Source organism: Nocardia sp. NPDC058244 (assembly GCF_042882065.1).
In the GTDB taxonomy this organism is placed as follows: domain Bacteria; phylum Actinomycetota; class Actinomycetes; order Mycobacteriales; family Mycobacteriaceae; genus Nocardia.
Window position 1 is genome coordinate 188,763 of record NZ_JBHVWX010000004.1, and the last position, 16,754, is coordinate 205,516.

Below are 16,754 nucleotides of genomic sequence, written 5' to 3' on the forward strand. Positions count from 1 at the left end.
CCTGCCAAGGAAATCAGCAATGACGCTGCGACACACCCTCATCGGCGCGCTGAGCATCGCCCTGCTCGTCTGCCCCGGCCTGCTCACCGCTCCCGCCGCCGCGCAACCCGGCGCGAACCTGCCCGCGTTCTACGATCTGCCCGCCGGGCCGGCCGGACCCGCCGGTTCGCTCGTCAGCAGCGAAGCGGTGCCCCTGACCCTGGCCGTGCCCACCCCCGCCGGCGCGTTGCCCGGCAAGGCCACCAGGATCATGTTCCACACTCGCGACACCCACGACGCCGCGGCGGTGTCCACCGGTCTCGTGCTGACCCCCGCCACGCCCTGGCGCGGGCCGGGACCCCAGCCGCTGATCGCCTATCTCAACGGCGTGCACGGCATGGGCCGCCAGTGCGCGCCCTCGATCCAGATCCCCGGAGGGATCCAATACACCCCACCGCTGGACGTGATGGCCGAATACGAGCTGCCCTTCCTGTATCTGTTACTCGCGCAAGGGTTTTCCGTCGTCGTCCCCGATTACCCAGGTCTGGGCGTCGCCGGCGGGCCCTCAGCGCTCGACCCGATCGCCGAGTCCCGCACCGCGCTCGACGCGATCCGCGCGGCCCAGCACCTCGGCGACCCCGCGATCCCGGCCACAGGGCCGGTCGTGGTGACCGGCTACTCCCAAGGCGGTAACGCCGCGGCCGGTCTGGCCGAACAACAGCCGTCCTACGCACCCGAACTCGACCTGCGCGGCGTCGTCGCGGGATCGGTACCGGTCGACATGGCGACCCTGTTCAACGCCGCCACCATCGGCGCCCTCAGCGGCGTGAGCGGATACCTGCTGCACACCCTCGCCGCGCAGTCATCGCAAGCAGCGCAAGCGGTGTCCGAATCGCTGTCCCCGGCAGGCCGGGCGCTGATGGACTCCGTCACCGGCCAGTGCGCCGCCGAAACCGTCCTACGCCACGGCTTCCAGAACCCGAATGCCTGGAGCGTGGACGGGCGACCGCTGCTCGACGTCCTCACCGAAAAGCCCGTTCTGCGCGAAGTGATGGAACGGCTCGCACTGGGAAACCACACACCCACCGTCCCGATCCTGCTGATCACCGGCGACAACGACGACCTACCCGCCGACTCGGTCCGTGAACTCGCCCGCCGCTGGTGCGCACGCGGAACCACCCTCGCGCTACACGAATCCACCATCCCGACCATCGCCCCCGGCCTGATCATCGGGCACAGCCTCAACCTCATCACCGCCTTCCCGACCGTGATGCTCGACTGGATACACCAGCGCCTGACCGGACAACCCGCTCCCACTACCTGCGCATAACGACCGACAAACCCTCGTTCCCGTTCGCCGAGCAGCCGAAGACCGTCGTTCCGAACACCGATGCCTACGGCGCTGCGTCGGGAGTCGGCAGGTTCGGGCCGGGCGCCACAGACCGTCGGCCGGGGGCCACCGGTGCGAGGAACCCTCGCCGGCGGGCGGCAGCGATCCAGTCCCGGATCGTAGGTTCGCGGCGATCGAAGGTCATCGCCAGCCGCGCGATGGCGCCGAGGTGCCAATGGGCATGGGATCGTGTGTCGATCCAATCGCTGGCGGTGGTGACCTCCAGCAGCACGCCGCGAAACGCGGCCCGGGCTGCAGCGGTCATCTCGGCGGCGTCGAACTCACTCATCCTCGCCGCGCGGATGGTCGCCGCCCAGCCAATCTGTGCGGGGGTGCCGGTGAGTTCCGGCCAAACTTGTGTAGCTGGCTGGACGGGTCACGTAGTGTTTCTGCGGCGCGGCCGTGGTGGTTACATCTCGTTCGTGGATCAGCCCTGCTCGCTCACCGCTGGAGATTGCTCGCAGCTGCGGGAGCGCCGCAGGTCAGATCCTCTGCGGCCGTGGAGTTGTCGGACTGCCGATGCGCCATCGGTGGATGAGCACACACGACGCTGTCAACACCGCGAACCTCGAATCAGCCCGCCAAGGCGGAGGCGTTGAAGGTCGAGATTCGACAGATGCGGAACCTCGATCTGGATTCAGCGGAACCCGCGCAACTGTCCGACCTCAGGCAGGCGCTGGCCAAGTTCGCCGAACGAAAGGCCACGATCGATCGCGGCGCTCCCGGCTTGAACGAGCGGGCCTTCGAGCGGGCCCGCTCCATAGGAACGAGAATGCCTGTCGAAGACCCGATGGATCGGTACGTCGGACAGCTTGAGATCTCCCGTGGGGTCGGGGTCAGCCGGGCTGTCGTCCACGGCGAGGTGAAGGCCGCGAAGGAGTCAGTCTGTCCGTGAGCGCCGGGAACCCGACAAACCCTGCAGCCACGCCCGCCGCCGCCGAGGTCGACGACTTCATTTGCTGATGAAGTTGGCACTGCCCCCAGGGAGTCCTAGCCGGGGCAACTTGCCAGCTGTGTAGACGGCGACGGGTTCGCCGTCGTCGTTCACGACCGGAATCGTTCCGGGGATGTTGTCACCGTCGCTGGCGACCAATTGGGTGACGTTGTCCGGATCGACGGCTCGGAGCTTACCGGTCGCTGTCTCCCCTGCCGGGTGCAACGAGGTCTCGTCATCAGTCACTGGCTGCTCCTTTGCCTGTCACCCGATTTCGCGCAACGATACAACCCACATGGCGAGCCCCTGGCTTTCGACACTGCTGATCAGGGTGATTCGCTGCCGCACCGTGGTCTACGAGCTGTGTCGAGCGCACAGCCGTCTCACCGTATGTTGCCTTCGTCGCCGAGCATGCCGCCGCCGACGCCCCTGCGCGAGTTCCCCCGAAACTCCTAGGGCGCTGAGGGTTGGTGTAGGCCCGCCCACCGGCGGTGGTCACCGGCGTTCAGGGCCCGGATTTCCGGATGGGCGACAGATCAGTAGCTGTCCTCCTCGTCGGGCCGCACGCTGGACCACACGCCGGGCTCGATGATGAATTGCGAGCCCTTATCGACGAACGATTCGTAGTCGTGCGGCGCGGATTTCGTGGTGTTCTGCGTGCCCTCCGGCTCTTCGGTCGCATCGGGGACACCGGACGTCTTCTCAGCCATCGCCACCTCGCTCGTTGATAGATGTCAGACATCAAAGAGTATCGTGCGCGACCCGCCGTCCTCGGCTCCCACGGGGCCGACCACGACATCACCCGCGCGTGACCGCTCCAGCCGGTGCCCCAGATCCGGGCGGGTCGTCGTCAGATACCGACTCATCGAGCTCGACCGCATCACGCTGTAGGAGGCCACGCGGTCGGTGTCGATCGTTCGTTTTACGACAGTCGGCGACCCGGACCGGAACCTGTCGATTGTCGGAGTCCTGTTCAGTGCTGACCTGCGGATTCTGTTGCGGTTGAACGGGACTAGCGATCATCGGCGTGTCTCGTACTCGTCTTCAGCACGGCCACTCCGCACATCGATGAACGCGACTTCGAACATCGACAGCGACACCGGCGCCTGGACTGCGCCTCCGCCCGTTCGGGAAACGTGTTCGACAACCAAGAACGAGCCTGCCTGTTTCCGAACACCCCCGCCTGCGAGTGGGTCGGTACACCTTGTCAGTTTCCGAAGTCGGCTTCAGTGATGTTCGAAGTCGTGTTCAGGGCCGTGTTCGATGGAGTCCTACCAGCGCCCTCCGCTGGTCCGCTGTGGTGGAACCGCTCGGGTTCGCCTTGATCAGGTTCGGTGTGGTCGAGGCGGCGGACATGCCACTCCGCGGTTGGTCTGGTACCGAACCGGAGCCGGGCGTGGGCGAGCAGCGGCTGACGGGGTGTGCGCCCACACCCGCCAGCTCGGGCCATTAGCAGCGTGCCGGGCTCAGGCTTTCCGTACCGGTGGAACGCGGTATCGGCTGCGCACGATCTCGGGGCCCGGCGAGTAGACGCGCAGCAGTACCAGGAACCGGCCCGCCGGTGCGGGCAGCCAGTTCGGTTCCCGGTCTGGGCCCGGGCTGGTGTGCTGGATGTAGAGATCGAGGGAACCGTCGGGGTTGAAGGTCAGCGGGTCGCGGTCGCCGAGGGCGAAGCGGTCGAGCGGGTTGGGGACCTGGAAGCCCTTCTCGTCGTACATCGTCAGCGACCAGAACGCGTCGGTCTGCGGGATCTCGGCCTTGTCGAAGTGCAGGACGTAGCGGCGGCCGCCGTCGGTGGGTTCGCCGTCGGCGTCGGCGATGTTGTTGTAGTAGACCGCGTCGTCGATCATGTTGGCGCCGAGGCCGCCCCAGGCGACGACGGCGCGGGGCCGGTAGTTGACGCCGTAGTTGCCGATGTTGTTCTCGAGCCAGGCCCAGCCGTTGCCGAACGCGCCGATCCCGCCGTGGTTGGCGGTGGTGACCATGTCCTCGTGCGCGGCGCGGGCGGCCTCGTCGATCAGCGCGGACAGTTCGGGGTTCGGCGTGAAGTCCTTGCCGGGGATCAGGCCGAGCGCGCTCATCCGGGCCTTGATCGGGTAGTCGTCGGCGCGCAGCGGGAACACCTTCAGCAGTTCGGCGAAGCGGGTGAACAGTTCGGTGCCCGAGAGCGCGTCGATCTGTGACTGCGGGTCCGCCTCGGAGATGGTCGGGTCGACCGGCAGGTCACGCGGCGGGGTGTAGTCGGTGCCCCAGGCGTCGAGCGGGGTGAGGGTGAACCCGTCTTGGAAGGCGTTGACCGCGGCGAAGTCGGCCGGGCCGTTGCACTGGGTGCGCCCCATGATCCACACGACCGGAGTCGTGGTGACGATCTGTTCGACGTCGTCGGGGAGCTGACCGGTCCAGCCCGGCGCGGTGAGCGCGTAGGCGCCCGCGGCGCCGTCGGTGGTGCGGGTGCCTGGCACGGCGATGTCGTTGGTCCACATGTCCAGGATCGGGCACAGGTAGTAGCGGTCGCCGCCCTCGGGCACGGTGAGCACGACGGGCTGGTCGCGCAGGTCCGCCCAGGCGAACGAGTACAGGGTGTCGAAGTTGAACCGGACCACGTCGCGCGAGTCCGCCGCCGGATAGGAGCGGGCGTGGGCGAACTGGTTCACCGGTGCGCGCAGATAGGTCGTCTCGGCGTCGGGGACGTTGGTGGCCTGCCGCATCGTGGTGTCGAGGATCACCAGCGGGTAGGCGTACTGGTAGACGTCGAACGCGATTTCCCTCAGATCCCTGGTCATAGCCCGATCCTGCGGGACCGGCCCGGTGAGGCCATCACCTGTTTCGGGTGAATCCCCGCACCGCGACCTCGACGTCACGGCGGAGTGAGACACCGGGTCAGGAGGGTTCGACCACACGCCACTGCGGTCGTACTCGCGCAGGAGCCGCAGGACCGTCGCTGGTGAAGGGTGGCGGCCCTCCGCCACCGAGGTCGGAACTTCACCAATACCCCATCAGCATCACCGGCACCGAACCGATGCCTCGGCATCCCCGGCCAACAAGAACTCCTCGGCCGCAGCGTCATCGAACGTATGCGCCTCGTTCGTGACGACATCACGTCCCGCGTCACACAGCCCGCCGGCAGATCCGGACCGGGCTAACCGTCTCGGCCTAGGTGACATCCGGCCGTGTTCGTCGGCGCCGCGTACTGGACCAGCCTGGTAGCGGCAAAGGCGCCAACACTGGTGGGGTGGTCGACTGGCCCTCGGCCAGCGGATGAACCTCACCGGTGAGCGCGGACAACGCACCCGCGACCTCGTGGACGGAGGCCCGAACATAGGTCAACGTCGCGCCACCGGGGGTGTACTGGATCGCATGCGCGGCATACGCCCGAGCGACTGCGAAGCCGAAGTTCCGCTCCACCCAGGTCAACACCGTGTGCCGCAGCCAGTGCGTGCTGATCTGCTGCGTCGTCACCCACGGCAGCTCACGGCCCGCACGCATCCACAGGTGGTCGTAGCGACGGCGGGTGATCGGGCGGCCGTGCCGGTAGCGCAACAACTGCTCACCCGGCGCGGCGCCCCGATCGCACTGGGCTGTGAGCATCGCCAGCAATGTCGACGAAACCGGCTGCCAATGAACCGTGCCGCCTTTCCCGCGTAGCTTCACCAGCCGCTGCCCGGTATCCAAATCCGAGGGCCGCAGCGCCAGCGCGCTACCTGCGGGCTGACGCCTGGACCGAGCGCGTGAGTTCTTCGAGTTCGTGACGGGTGGGCTCGGCCAACGATCTTTCCGGCCAACGGGATTCGAGCAGATCCAGATGAGTTCCGTACGTGCGTGAGGTGCCTGCTGACAACCGTGCCCGTACACGCGGGATCACTTCGGCGAACGTCGGTGCTGCGGGGGCACTGCCGATGAGGTCCGCTGCGGTGATGCCCATCTGGGTCAGCAGCAACTGTGCAGCGGCCAAGGTCTCTGCGGTGGGGGCCGGACGGGCAGGGCTGTAGATCGTCACAGCGAGTCCTCCAAGATTCGTCGGCTCTCACGGGTCAGGGCGTCGAGCGCGGCCGGGGGATAGACCAACAGCCGCTTTCGTTCGCGGTGGGCTACCTGCAGCACCCGGTCGCCTTCGAGTAGCAGGACGCGGCGGCGCTGGCGGAACGGAACGCGGAAGAATCCGGCGCCGGTCACCTGGACAGGGCCGTCGCTGACTGCGTGCACAAGGACGAGGCCGCCCTCCGTGCACAACATCGCCAGCCGGGTACCCGGAGCCCAGTTCAGCGCCGCAAGCACCGCGCGGTCGGCGACACGGCCGGCATCACCGACCACGGCGACGCCGTAGGCAAGATCCGGGTCGGCGGTGCCCGGTACGACGCACACCGGAACCGGGCCGTGGATGCGGTCCTGGAGTGCAGTCTGGGCGGGATGAGTGGCTCGATCACCGGCGATCACCACGCCCGTGACGGGGTGCCGGGAGGGTGCGAAAAGTGGCACAGCTGCCACCTGATGAACCATGTTTACGCAGGTCAGGTCCCTGCATGTCGTGTCTCCTCCGTGTGCGAGTGCACTCGAACACGCGGAAGCCCTGATCTGGCTCGAAAGCCAGGAATCTGTGCGCGAGAGGGGACTTGAACCCCTACGTCCGTGGACACCAGAACCTAAATCTGGCGCGTCTGCCAATTTCGCCACTCGCGCTGGATGTGTACGACCGTCCAAACTCTACCGGGCAAATCCGGCTTCGCGAAGCGTTCGGGCGGCGTGGCGTACTCGTCGGTAACACGACCTGGGGTTATAACGATTTGATAAACCTCAACATGAGGGCCACTCATGTTTGCGAAGCGAAGTAACAGGCTGGACCTGCGGTTTGAACATGAGGCGGGGTCATGTTTCAGAAAAAATTGGTACTGGCGTACAAAAATACTCGGCGGTAGCTGCCGTCGGGGCGGGAAACGTGAGGCTTTCCTCATGATTTTGTGCGATCGTGGCTGCCAACAGGCCCGAGGGGCTGCCGGATACGTGTGCGTGCCGTCGGTGGGCGGAGCGCCAGGAGAAGGAAGTCGAGCGTCTTGACGATCAACGAGAGCACCGAGATGGGCCCAGGTTCGGTGGCGAAATCGAGCACTCCCGCCCGGGCTGCAGACGCCCTGACTAGCACAGGGTCGACCGCGAAAGCTGGTGGTCGTGGCCAGGCATCGGGTGTCCGCGCAGCGCTGCTGGAGCAGCTGCGCAACGGGGCCGGGTACGCGTTGGCGTTCGGTGGGCAGGGTGCGCAGTGGCTGCGCGAGCTCGAGGAGATCGGCCGCGACAGCGCGCTCGAATCCGAGCTGACCGCGCTGGTGCACGCCGCCGAGGCGCTGGTCGAGCCGGTTGCGGCGCAGTTGCTGGTGGTCCGCCCCGGTGGCTTCGACCCGATGGGCTGGATGCTGGAGAGTGAGCTGGACGAGCCGGACGAGCCGTCCTCGGCACCCGCCGACGCGGTGCTGCGCTCGGCCGCGGTCTCGATGCCGGGCGTGCTGCTCGCCCAGCTCGCGGCCATCAAGGCGCTGCGGTTGCAGGGCCTGGACACGACCGAGCACGCGCCGGTCGCGATCGTCGGGCACTCGCAGGGTCTGCTGGCCGCCGCCGCGGTCGAGGCCCGTGGTGAGCGCGACGCCGAGCTGCTGGCCATCGCCCAGTTCATCGGTGCCGCGGCCGGGCTGGTCGCGCGCAGGCGCGGGCTGATGCCGATCGGCGAGCGTTCGCCGATGGTCGCGGTGTCCAATGTCGATCCGGAGCAGTTGCAGGCGATCGTCGCCGAGGTCGCCGAGGGTGTCGACCCCGCGAGCGCCGCGGTGATCTCGATCCGCAACGGCCGCAGGCGCGTCGTGCTGTCGGGGACCCCGGCCCAGATCGATCGCGTGCGGGTGCGCTGCGCGCAGCTGCACGACGAGCAGACCCGCGAGCGGGAGAGCAAGGCGCGCGGTGGCGCGGTCTTCGCGCCCGTGTTCGAGGACATCTCCGTCGACGTCGCCTTCCACCACCCGGCGCTGGCCGAGACCGTCGACCTGGTCACCGGCTGGGCCCGCCAGTGCGAGCTCGACGCCGATCTCGCCGCGACCCTGGCCCAGCAGGTGCTGGTCGACCCGATCGACTGGGTCGCCACCGTCGACGGCGTCGTCGCCGCGGGCGCGGAGTGGATTCTCGACCTCGGCCCCGGCGACCTGCTCTCCCGGATCACCGGCGGTTCGCTCAAGGGCACCGGCGTCGGCGTGATCGCCGCCGCCACCCGTCCGGGCCAGCGCAGCCTGCTCACCCCGGGCGCCGCGCCCGAGCCCGCCACCCCGTGGTCGGCCTTCGCGCCGAAGCCGGTGCGGCTGCCCAACGGTCGCATCGTCGTCGAGACCGCGTTCACCAAGCTCACCGGCCGTTCGCCGATCCTGCTGGCGGGCATGACCCCGACCACCGTCGACGCCAAGATCGTCGCCGCCGCGGCCAACGCGGGGCACTGGGCGGAGCTGGCCGGTGGCGGTCAGGTCACCGAGCAGATCTTCGCCGACCGGATGACCGAGCTGCGTCAGCTGCTGCAGCCGGGTCGCGCGGTGCAGTTCAACTCGCTGTTCCTGGACCCGTACCTGTGGAAGCTGCAGCTGGGCGGCAAGCGCCTGGTGCAGAAGGCGCGTGCGGCGGGTGCGCCGCTGGACGGCGTGATCGTCACCGCGGGCATCCCGGAGCTCGAGGAAGCCGTCGCGCTGATCGAGGAGCTGACCGAGGCGGGCATCAGCCACGTCGCGTTCAAGCCGGGCACCGTCGCCCAGATCCGCGCCGTGCTGCGGATCGCCGACGCCGTGCCGGACTACCCGGTGATCATGCACATCGAGGGCGGCAAGGCCGGCGGGCACCACTCCTGGGAAGACCTCGACGACCTGCTGCTCGACACCTACGCCGAGCTGCGCAACCGGGCCAATGTGGTGGTCTGCGTCGGCGGCGGCATCGGCACGCCCGAGCGCGCCACCGACTACCTGACCGGCACCTGGGCCACCGCCCACGGCTACCCGGTGATGCCGCTGGACGGCGTCCTGGTCGGCACCGCCGCCATGGCCACCCTGGAGGCGACCACCGCCCCCGAGGTGAAGCAGCTGCTCGTCGACACCCCCGGCACTCCCGACTGGGTCGGCGCGGGCACCGCCAACGGCGGCATGGCCTCGGGCCGCAGCCAGCTCGGCGCCGACATCCACGAGATCGACAACGCCGCCTCGCGCACCGGCCGCCTGCTCGACGAGGTCGCCGGTGACGCCGAGGCCGTCGCCGCCCGCCGCGCCGAGATCATCGCGGCGCTCGACGCCACCGCCAAGCCCTACTTCGGCGACGTCGCCACCATGACCTACCAGCAGTGGCTGGAACGCTATGTCTCGCTGGCGGTCTCGAGCGAGGTCCCGATCTCGTTCGACTGCGGCAGCGACATCGGCGACGCGATCATCGACGCCACCCGCTCGGACTGGCTCGACATCAGCTGGCGCGACCGGTTCGCGGAGATGATGCGGCGCACCGAAGCCCGGCTGCACCCCGCCGACAGCGGCGAGATCGAGACCCTGTTCGCCGACGACGAGGCCTTCGAGCACCCGGTGCAGGCGCTGTGCGCGCTCAAGAAGCAGTACCCCTCGGTCGCCGAGACCGTGCTGCACCCGGCCGACGTGCCGTTCTTCGTCGCGCTGTGCAAGACCCCGGGCAAGCCGGTGAACTTCGTGCCCGTCGTCGACGGCGACGTGCGGCGCTGGTGGCGCTCGGATTCGCTGTGGCAGGCCCATGACCCCCGCTACTCGGCCGACCAGGTGTGCGTCATCCCCGGCACCGTCGCCGTCGCCGGGATCACCCGGGTCGACGAGCCGGTCGGCGAGCTGCTCGACCGCTTCGAGCAGGACACCGCCTACAGCCTGGTCCGCGCGGGCGTCGTGCCCGCGCCGGTCGACGCGCGGCGCGTCGCCGGTGTGGTGGCGGGCGCGCTCGACACCGTGCTCGCGGCTCCCGACGTGCAGTGGGCCGGGCGCACCACCGTGAACCCGGTGCACCGGCTCGGCGCGCAGGCCGAGTGGATCGTCGAGCAGGGGAGCGCGGTGCATCAGGGCACCGGCGCGACGCTGACCGAGATCTCCGGTCCCGAAGCCGAATTCAGCTACGTCGAGCTGGCCGTGCCGCTGCTCGGCCGCGACGCCGTGAAGATCCGCATCACCGTGCCGGTGAGCGTCTACTCCGGTGGCGCGCCGGTGATCACCGAGGCCGACGCCGAGACCGCCATGTCGGCGCTGCTCGGCGTGGCCGCCGGCCAGTCGCTGCCCGAGGTGAAATCCGGTGTGGCGCACCTGAACCTGGCCTGGATGCCGGACCTGGTCGCCGATCACGCCGGCGTCACCGGTTCCGGTCTGCCCGCCACCCTGAGCACCCTCGGCCGCACCGCGCCCGACGTGCTGGTCGGTGCCTGCTGGCCCGCGGTCTTCGCGGTGCTCGGCGCGGCCCGCACCGGCAACGGCGGTTCGGTGATCGAGGGCATGCTGGACCTGGTCCACCTCGACCACCAGATCGAGCTGCTGACCGAACTGCCCTCGGAGACCGGCATTCTCGTCGTGCGCGCCGAGAGCGGCGCGGTCGTCGACACCGACATGGGCCGGGTCGTCGAGGTGGCCGTGAACGTCGGCCTGATCCTCGATCAGGGCCTCGAGCCGACCCCGCTGGCCCGGCTGGTCGAGCGGTTCGCCATCCGCGGCCGCAACGGCGCGGGCGAGCTCACCGATCCGCCGCGCGCGGCCGGCGCGGTCTCCGCCGAGGCCACCGACACCCCGCGTCGCCGGCGCCGTGACGTCTCGATGACCGCGCCGCGCGCCATGCACGCGTTCGCCACGGTCTCCGGTGACCACAACCCGATCCACACCTCCGACGCCGCGGCCAAGCTGGCCGGGCTGGGCAGCCCGATCGTGCACGGCATGTGGCTCTCGGCCGCCGCCCAGCACGCGGTCGTCGCCGTGGATCCCGAAAGCTCCCTTCCCGCACGCACTCTCACGGCCTGGACCACCCGGTTCCTCGGCATGGTCCGCCCCGGCGCGACCGTGGACGTGCGGGTGGAGCGGATCGCGGTGGACGCGGGCAGCGAGATCATCGAGGTCTCCTGCCGCGTCGACGGTGACCTGGTCATGACCGCGACCGGGCGCACCGCCGCCCCGAAGACCGTCTACGCCTTCCCGGGCCAGGGCATCCAGCGCAAGGGGATGGGTCTGGACGCGCTGACCCGCTCGAAGGCGGCCAAGCAGGTGTGGGAGCGTGCCGACGCGCACACCCGCGAAGCCCTCGGTTTCTCGATCCTGGCGGTGGTGCGCGACAACCCGACCTACCTCAAGGCGCGCGGTGTCGAGCACCGGCACCCGGACGGCGTGCTGCACCTGACCCAGTTCACCCAGGTCGCCATGGCGACCCTCGGCGTCGCCCAGGTCGCCGAGCTGCGCGAGGCCGGTGCCTTCGTCGAGGGCGCGATGCTCGCCGGTCACTCGGTCGGTGAGTACAACGCGCTCGCCGCCGTCGCCGGGGTGCTGCCGCTGGAGGCCGTGCTCGAGGTGGTGTTCCAGCGTGGCTCGGCCATGCACGAGCTGGTCCCGCGTGATGCCAAGGGCCGCAGCGACTACCGGATGGCCGCCATCCGCCCGTCGCAGATCGGGCTGCCCGACGCCGAGGTCATCGACTTCGTCAACGGCATCGGCGAGGCGACCGGTGAGTTCCTCGAGGTCGTCAACCTGAACCTGCGCGGCTCGCAGTACGCCATCGCTGGCACGGTCGCCGGGCTCGAGGCGCTGGAGACCGAGATCGACCGCCGCCGCGAGGAATTCGGTGGCAAGCGCGCGTTCATCCTGGTGCCCGGCATCGACGTGCCGTTCCATTCCTCGGTGCTGCGCGACGGCGTCCCGGAGTTCCGGCACAAGCTCGAGCAGCTGCTGCCCGCCGAGGTGCACCCGGAGGTGCTCGTCGGCCGCTACATCCCGAACCTGGTGCCGCGCCCGTTCTCGCTGCGGCGTGAGTTCCTCACCGAGATCGCCGAACTCGTGCCGTCGGAGCCGCTCGCCGCGGTGCTGGCCGACTTCGACAGCTGGGCCGACCGCGAGGCCGAGCTGTGCCGCGTGGTGCTGATCGAGCTGCTGGCCTGGCAGTTCGCCAGCCCGGTGCGCTGGATCGAGACCCAGGACCTGCTGTTCACCGATGCCGCGCACGGCGGCCTCGGCGTGGAGCGGTTCGTCGAGATCGGCCTCGGCGCCACCCCGACGGTGGCCAACCTGGCCTCCCAGACGCTGAAGCTGCCCGCGTTCGGCGGGGCGACGGTCGAGGTGGTCAACGTCGAGCGCGACGCCGCGGTCGTCTACGCCACCGACACCGATCCCGCGCCGGTCGACGACATCGAGGAGACCCCGGCCGAGGCGCCCGCGGCCGCTCCCGCCGCTGCGGCCGCACCGGTCGCCGCGGCGCCGGTCGCCACCGGTGGCCCGCGTCCCGACGACATCTCCTTCACCGCCGCCGACGCCACCCGGGTGCTCATCGCGCTGTGGACCAAGCTGCGGCTGGACCAGATCGGCCCGGTCGACACCATCGAGGGCCTCTGCGACGGCGTGTCCTCGCGTCGCAACCAGCTGCTGGTCGACCTCGGCTCCGAGCTCTCGCTCGGCGCCATCGACGGCGCGGCCGACGCCGACATGGGCGCCCTGGCGGGCACCGTCGAGCGCCTGGCCCGCACCTACAAGCCGTTCGGCACGGTGCTCACCGACGCCATCGGCGACCACCTGCGCAAGGTCTTCGGTCCCTCCGGCAAGCGGCCCGCCGCCATCGCCGACCGGGTCAAGAAGACTTGGGAACTCGGCGACGGCTGGGCCAGCCACGTCACCGCCGAGGTCTCCCTCGGCACCCGCGAGGGCGCCAGCGTGCGCGGCGGCGACCTCGGCGGGCTCGCCGGCGGCGCGCTGTCCGACGCCGCCTCGGTCGACGCGGCCATCGACGCCGCCGTGCAGGCGGTGGCGGCGCGCCGCGGTGTCGCCGTGTCGCTGCCCTCGGCGGGTGGCGCGTCCGGCGGCACCGTCGACGCGGCGGCACTGGGCGAGTTCACCGAGCAGATCACCGGCCGGGACGGCGTGCTCGCCACCGCGGCCCGGGTCGTGCTCGAGCAGCTCGGCCTGAGTGAGCAGGTCAGCGCGCCCGAGGCCACCGAGGACACCCTCGTCGACCTCGTCTCGGCCGAACTCGGCACCGACTGGCCGCGCCTGGTCGCCCCGGCGTTCGACGCCCGCAAGGCCGTCCTGATCGACGACCGCTGGGCCACCGCCCGCGAGGACCTCGCGACCATGTGGCTCGGCGACGACGCCGCCACCGCGGAGCTGTCGATCGGCGGCTACGTCGGCGCCGGTGCGGCCGTTGCCGCGCAGGCGAACTGGTGGCGTCAGCGGGCCATGCACGAGGCCCGCTCGGTGCTGGCCGGGGTGTACGCGCAGATCGCCGACGCCGCCCTCGACACCACCGACCCCGGTCTGTGGTCCGACGACGTCGCCGTGATCACCGGCGCCAGCAAGGGTTCCATCGCGGCCGCCGTCACCGGCAGGCTGCTCTCGGGTGGCGCGACCGTGGTGGTCACCACCTCGCGCCTGGACGACGCGCGGCTGCGGTTCTACCGCGCGCTCTACCGCGACAACGCCCGCCACGGCGCGGCGCTGTGGGTCGTCCCCGCGAACATGGCCTCCTACCAGGACCTCGACGCGCTGATCGACTGGGTCGGCACCGAGCAGGTCGACAACGCCGGTGGCGCCAAGATCAAGGTCAAGGACGCCATGACCCCGACGCTGCTGCTGCCGTTCGCGGCGCCGCGCGTCGCCGGTGATCTCGCCGACGCGGGCGCCCGCGCCGAGATGGAGATGCGGGTTCTGCTCTGGTCGGTCGAGCGGCTGATCGGCGGCCTGTCCGCCCTCGGCGCCGACCACGACGTCGACGCGAAACTGCATGTGGTGCTGCCGGGTTCGCCCAACCGCGGCCTCTTCGGCGGCGACGGCGCGTACGGCGAGTCCAAGGCCGCGCTCGACGCGGTGGTCACCCGCTGGCGGGCCGAGAAGTCGTGGTCCGCGCGGGTCACCATGGTGCACGCGCTGATCGGCTGGGTGCGCGGCACCGGGCTGATGGGCCACAACGACCCGATGGTCGAGGCCGTGGAGAAGGCGGGCGTGCACACCTGGTCGACCACCGAGATGGCCGACGAGCTGCTCAAGTGGTGCACCTCGCGGGCGCGTCAGGTCACCGAGACCGGCCCGCAGCAGATCGACCTCACCGGTGGTCTGGCGCGTGCCAAGCTCGACCTGCCCGCACTGGCCAAGCAGGCCCAGGAGGCCGCGGCCGCGAGCGAGGAGGAGGCGAGCACCGCCGCCACCATCGCCGCGCTGCCCGCGCCGCCCACTTTGAGCTCGGCGCTGCCGGTGCCGGAGTGGGGTGCGGTGACCGCCGACCTGGCCGACATGGTCGTCATCGTCGGTGCGGCGGAGCTCGGCCCGTACGGTTCCTCGCGCACCCGCTTCGAGATGGAGGTCGAGGACAAGCTCTCCGCCGCCGGCGTGCTCGAGCTGGCCTGGACCACCGGTCTGATCCGCTGGGAGAACGACCCGAAGCCGGGCTGGTACGACACCGAATCCGGGGACTTCGTGCCGGAGTCGGAGCTGGCCGAGCGCTACCACGACACCGTCGTCGAGCGCTGCGGCGTGCGCCGCTACGAGGACGACGGCGCGATGCTCGACAACGCGGCGCCGCTGCTCACCTCGGTCTTCCTCGACCAGGACCTGAGCTTCACCGTCGCCAACGAGGCCGAGGCCCGCGCGTTCCACACCGCCGATCCCGAGCACACGGTGATCACCCCGGTCGCCGATTCCGGCGACTGGACCGTCACCCGCAAGGCGGGCACCGAGATCCGGGTGCCGCGCAAGGCGAAGCTGTCGCGGGTGGTCGGTGGCCAGATCCCGACCGGCTGGGACCCCACGATCTGGGGCGTCTCCGCCGACATGGCCGCCTCGATCGACCGGGTCGCGCTGTGGAACATCGTCTGCACCGTCGACGCGTTCGTCGGCGCGGGCTTCAGCCCCGACGAGCTGATGAGCTGGGTGCACCCGAGCCTGGTGGCCAACACCCAGGGCACCGGCATGGGTGGCATGTCCTCGATGCGCTCGCTCTACGTCGACAACCTGCTCGGCGAGCCGCGCCCGAACGACATCCTGCAGGAGGCCCTGCCCAACGTCGCCCTGGCGCACGTGGTGCAGTCCTACGTCGGCAGCTACGGCGCCATGGTGCACCCGGTCGCGGCGTGCGCCACGGCGGCGGTGTCGGTGGAGGAAGCCGTCGACAAGATCCGGCTCGGCAAGGCCGAGGTCGTGGTCGCCGGTGGTTACGACGATCTCGGTATCGAGGGCATCGTCGGCTTCGGTGACATGTCGGCCACCGCCGACTCGGCGGCCATGCGCGCCAAGGGCATCAGCGACCGCTACTTCTCCCGCGCCAACGACCGCCGTCGCGGCGGGTTCGTGGAATCGCAGGGTGGCGGCACCGTGCTGCTGGCCCGCGGTGACGTGGCCGTGGAGATGGGTCTGCCGGTGCTCGGCGTGCTCGCCTTCGCGCAGTCCTTCGCCGACGGCGTGCACACTTCCATCCCCGCACCGGGTCTCGGCGCGCTGGGTGCCGGTCGTGGCGGCAGCGGCTCGCGACTGGCCGCGGAACTGCGCAAGCTCGGCGTCACCCCGGACGACATCGCGGTGATCTCCAAGCACGACACCTCCACCGCCGCCAACGATCCCAACGAGTCGGAGCTGCACGAGCGGCTCGCCGGCGCGCTGGGCCGTACCGACGGCGCCCCGCTGTTCGTGGTCTCGCAGAAGAGCCTCACCGGCCACGCCAAGGGCGGCGCGGCGGCCTTCCAGCTCATCGGCCTGTGCCAGGTGCTGGAAAACGGTGTGGTGCCGCCGAACCGGAGCCTGGACTGTGTCGACGAGAAGATGTCGGCCTACCCGCACCTGGTGTGGGCGCGCGAGCCGCTGCGCTTCGGCGACAAGTTCGCGCTCAAGGCCGGTCTGGTGACCTCGCTCGGCTTCGGCCACGTGTCGGGTCTGCTCGCGGTGGTGCATCCGCAGGCGTTCCTGGCCGCGATCGACCCGGCGGCGCGGGCCGACTACCAGGAGCGGGCACAGGCGCGTCAGCTCGCCGGTCGGCAGCGCTTCGCCGAGGCGATGTGCGGTGGCGGCGCGCTGTACGAGAAGCCGGCGGATCGCCGCCTGGGCGCCGACGGCACCCCGGCCAAGCAGATCCGTCAGCTCGAGGCCGACATGCTGCTCTCGCCGGAGGCCAGGCTCGACGGCGACGGTGTGTACCAGGCGAACGGATGGGGTTGCGGCACCGGGCGAATCGGTTCCGCTCCGCAGTCGACCGAAGCGTCGTAGGCTGCCG

The 16,754-nt window shown here is 70.2% G+C and carries 10 protein-coding genes and 1 tRNA gene; 3 read left to right on the forward strand and 8 right to left on the reverse strand.

The annotated features are described in order from the left end of the window. Positions 1 to 19: 19 nt before the first annotated feature. Positions 20 to 1,309 (forward strand): alpha/beta fold hydrolase, encoded by a 1,290-nt coding sequence (locus ACFVW6_RS13950; RefSeq protein WP_378827820.1) that lies wholly within the window; start codon positions 20 to 22, stop codon positions 1,307 to 1,309. A 64-nt stretch (positions 1,310 to 1,373) separates the two neighbouring features. Here the strand turns inward: ACFVW6_RS13950 and ACFVW6_RS13955 are convergent, their stop codons facing one another. Beyond that, positions 1,374 to 1,658, reverse strand: a complete 285-nt coding sequence (locus tag ACFVW6_RS13955) for a hypothetical protein (RefSeq protein ID WP_378827818.1) — start codon at positions 1,656 to 1,658, stop codon at positions 1,374 to 1,376. 306 nt (positions 1,659 to 1,964) lie between these two features. Here ACFVW6_RS13955 and ACFVW6_RS13960 point away from each other — a divergent pair, with 306 nt between their 5' ends. Then, positions 1,965 to 2,264, forward strand: coding sequence for a hypothetical protein (locus tag ACFVW6_RS13960; protein WP_378827816.1), 300 nt, complete (start codon positions 1,965 to 1,967; stop codon positions 2,262 to 2,264). A 57-nt stretch (positions 2,265 to 2,321) separates the two neighbouring features. Here ACFVW6_RS13960 and ACFVW6_RS13965 read toward each other — a convergent pair whose 3' ends face one another. From ACFVW6_RS13965 to ACFVW6_RS13995, 7 genes are all read right to left on the reverse strand, one after another. Then, on the reverse strand, positions 2,322 to 2,549 hold the full coding sequence (locus ACFVW6_RS13965; RefSeq protein WP_378827814.1) for a hypothetical protein: 228 nt from the start codon (positions 2,547 to 2,549) through the stop codon (positions 2,322 to 2,324). Positions 2,550 to 2,839: 290 nt separating this feature from the next. After that, the gene (locus ACFVW6_RS13970; protein ID WP_378827812.1) at positions 2,840 to 3,013 is read right to left on the reverse strand and encodes a hypothetical protein; all 174 of its coding nucleotides are present in this window, start codon (positions 3,011 to 3,013) and stop codon (positions 2,840 to 2,842) included. A gap of 756 nt (positions 3,014 to 3,769) precedes the next feature. Further along, positions 3,770 to 5,086, reverse strand: coding sequence for a DUF1254 domain-containing protein (locus ACFVW6_RS13975; protein WP_378827810.1), 1,317 nt, complete (start codon positions 5,084 to 5,086; stop codon positions 3,770 to 3,772). Between the two features lie 370 nt (positions 5,087 to 5,456). Beyond that, positions 5,457 to 5,954: a tyrosine-type recombinase/integrase gene (locus ACFVW6_RS13980; protein ID WP_378828183.1), complete on the reverse strand. Its 498-nt coding sequence runs from the start codon at positions 5,952 to 5,954 to the stop codon at positions 5,457 to 5,459. Positions 5,955 to 6,000: 46 nt separating this feature from the next. Further along, a complete protein-coding gene (locus ACFVW6_RS13985; protein WP_378827808.1) occupies positions 6,001 to 6,300 on the reverse strand; it encodes a hypothetical protein in 300 nt (99 codons plus the stop codon). Beyond that, positions 6,297 to 6,740 (reverse strand): hypothetical protein, encoded by a 444-nt coding sequence (locus ACFVW6_RS13990; RefSeq protein ID WP_378827806.1) that lies wholly within the window; start codon positions 6,738 to 6,740, stop codon positions 6,297 to 6,299. Before ACFVW6_RS13990 ends, ACFVW6_RS13985 begins: the two co-directional genes overlap by 4 nt. A 158-nt stretch (positions 6,741 to 6,898) precedes the next feature. After that, positions 6,899 to 6,980: transfer RNA gene (locus tag ACFVW6_RS13995), tRNA-Leu, on the reverse strand. A gap of 371 nt (positions 6,981 to 7,351) precedes the next feature. Here ACFVW6_RS13995 and ACFVW6_RS14000 point away from each other — a divergent pair. Next, a complete protein-coding gene (locus ACFVW6_RS14000; protein WP_378827804.1) occupies positions 7,352 to 16,747 on the forward strand; it encodes a fatty acid synthase subunit beta domain-containing protein in 9,396 nt (3,131 codons plus the stop codon). Positions 16,748 to 16,754: the final 7 nt, after the last annotated feature.

Coding starts and splice junctions, on each gene's coding strand:
- ACFVW6_RS13950 (WP_378827820.1), top strand. CDS start 20: ATGACGCTGCGACACACCCTCATCGGCGCGCTGAGCATCGCCCTGCTC.
- ACFVW6_RS13970 (WP_378827812.1), bottom strand. CDS start 3,013: ATGGCTGAGAAGACGTCCGGTGTCCCCGATGCGACCGAAGAGCCGGAG.
- ACFVW6_RS13955 (WP_378827818.1), bottom strand. CDS start 1,658: ATGAGTGAGTTCGACGCCGCCGAGATGACCGCTGCAGCCCGGGCCGCG.
- ACFVW6_RS13975 (WP_378827810.1), bottom strand. CDS start 5,086: ATGACCAGGGATCTGAGGGAAATCGCGTTCGACGTCTACCAGTACGCC.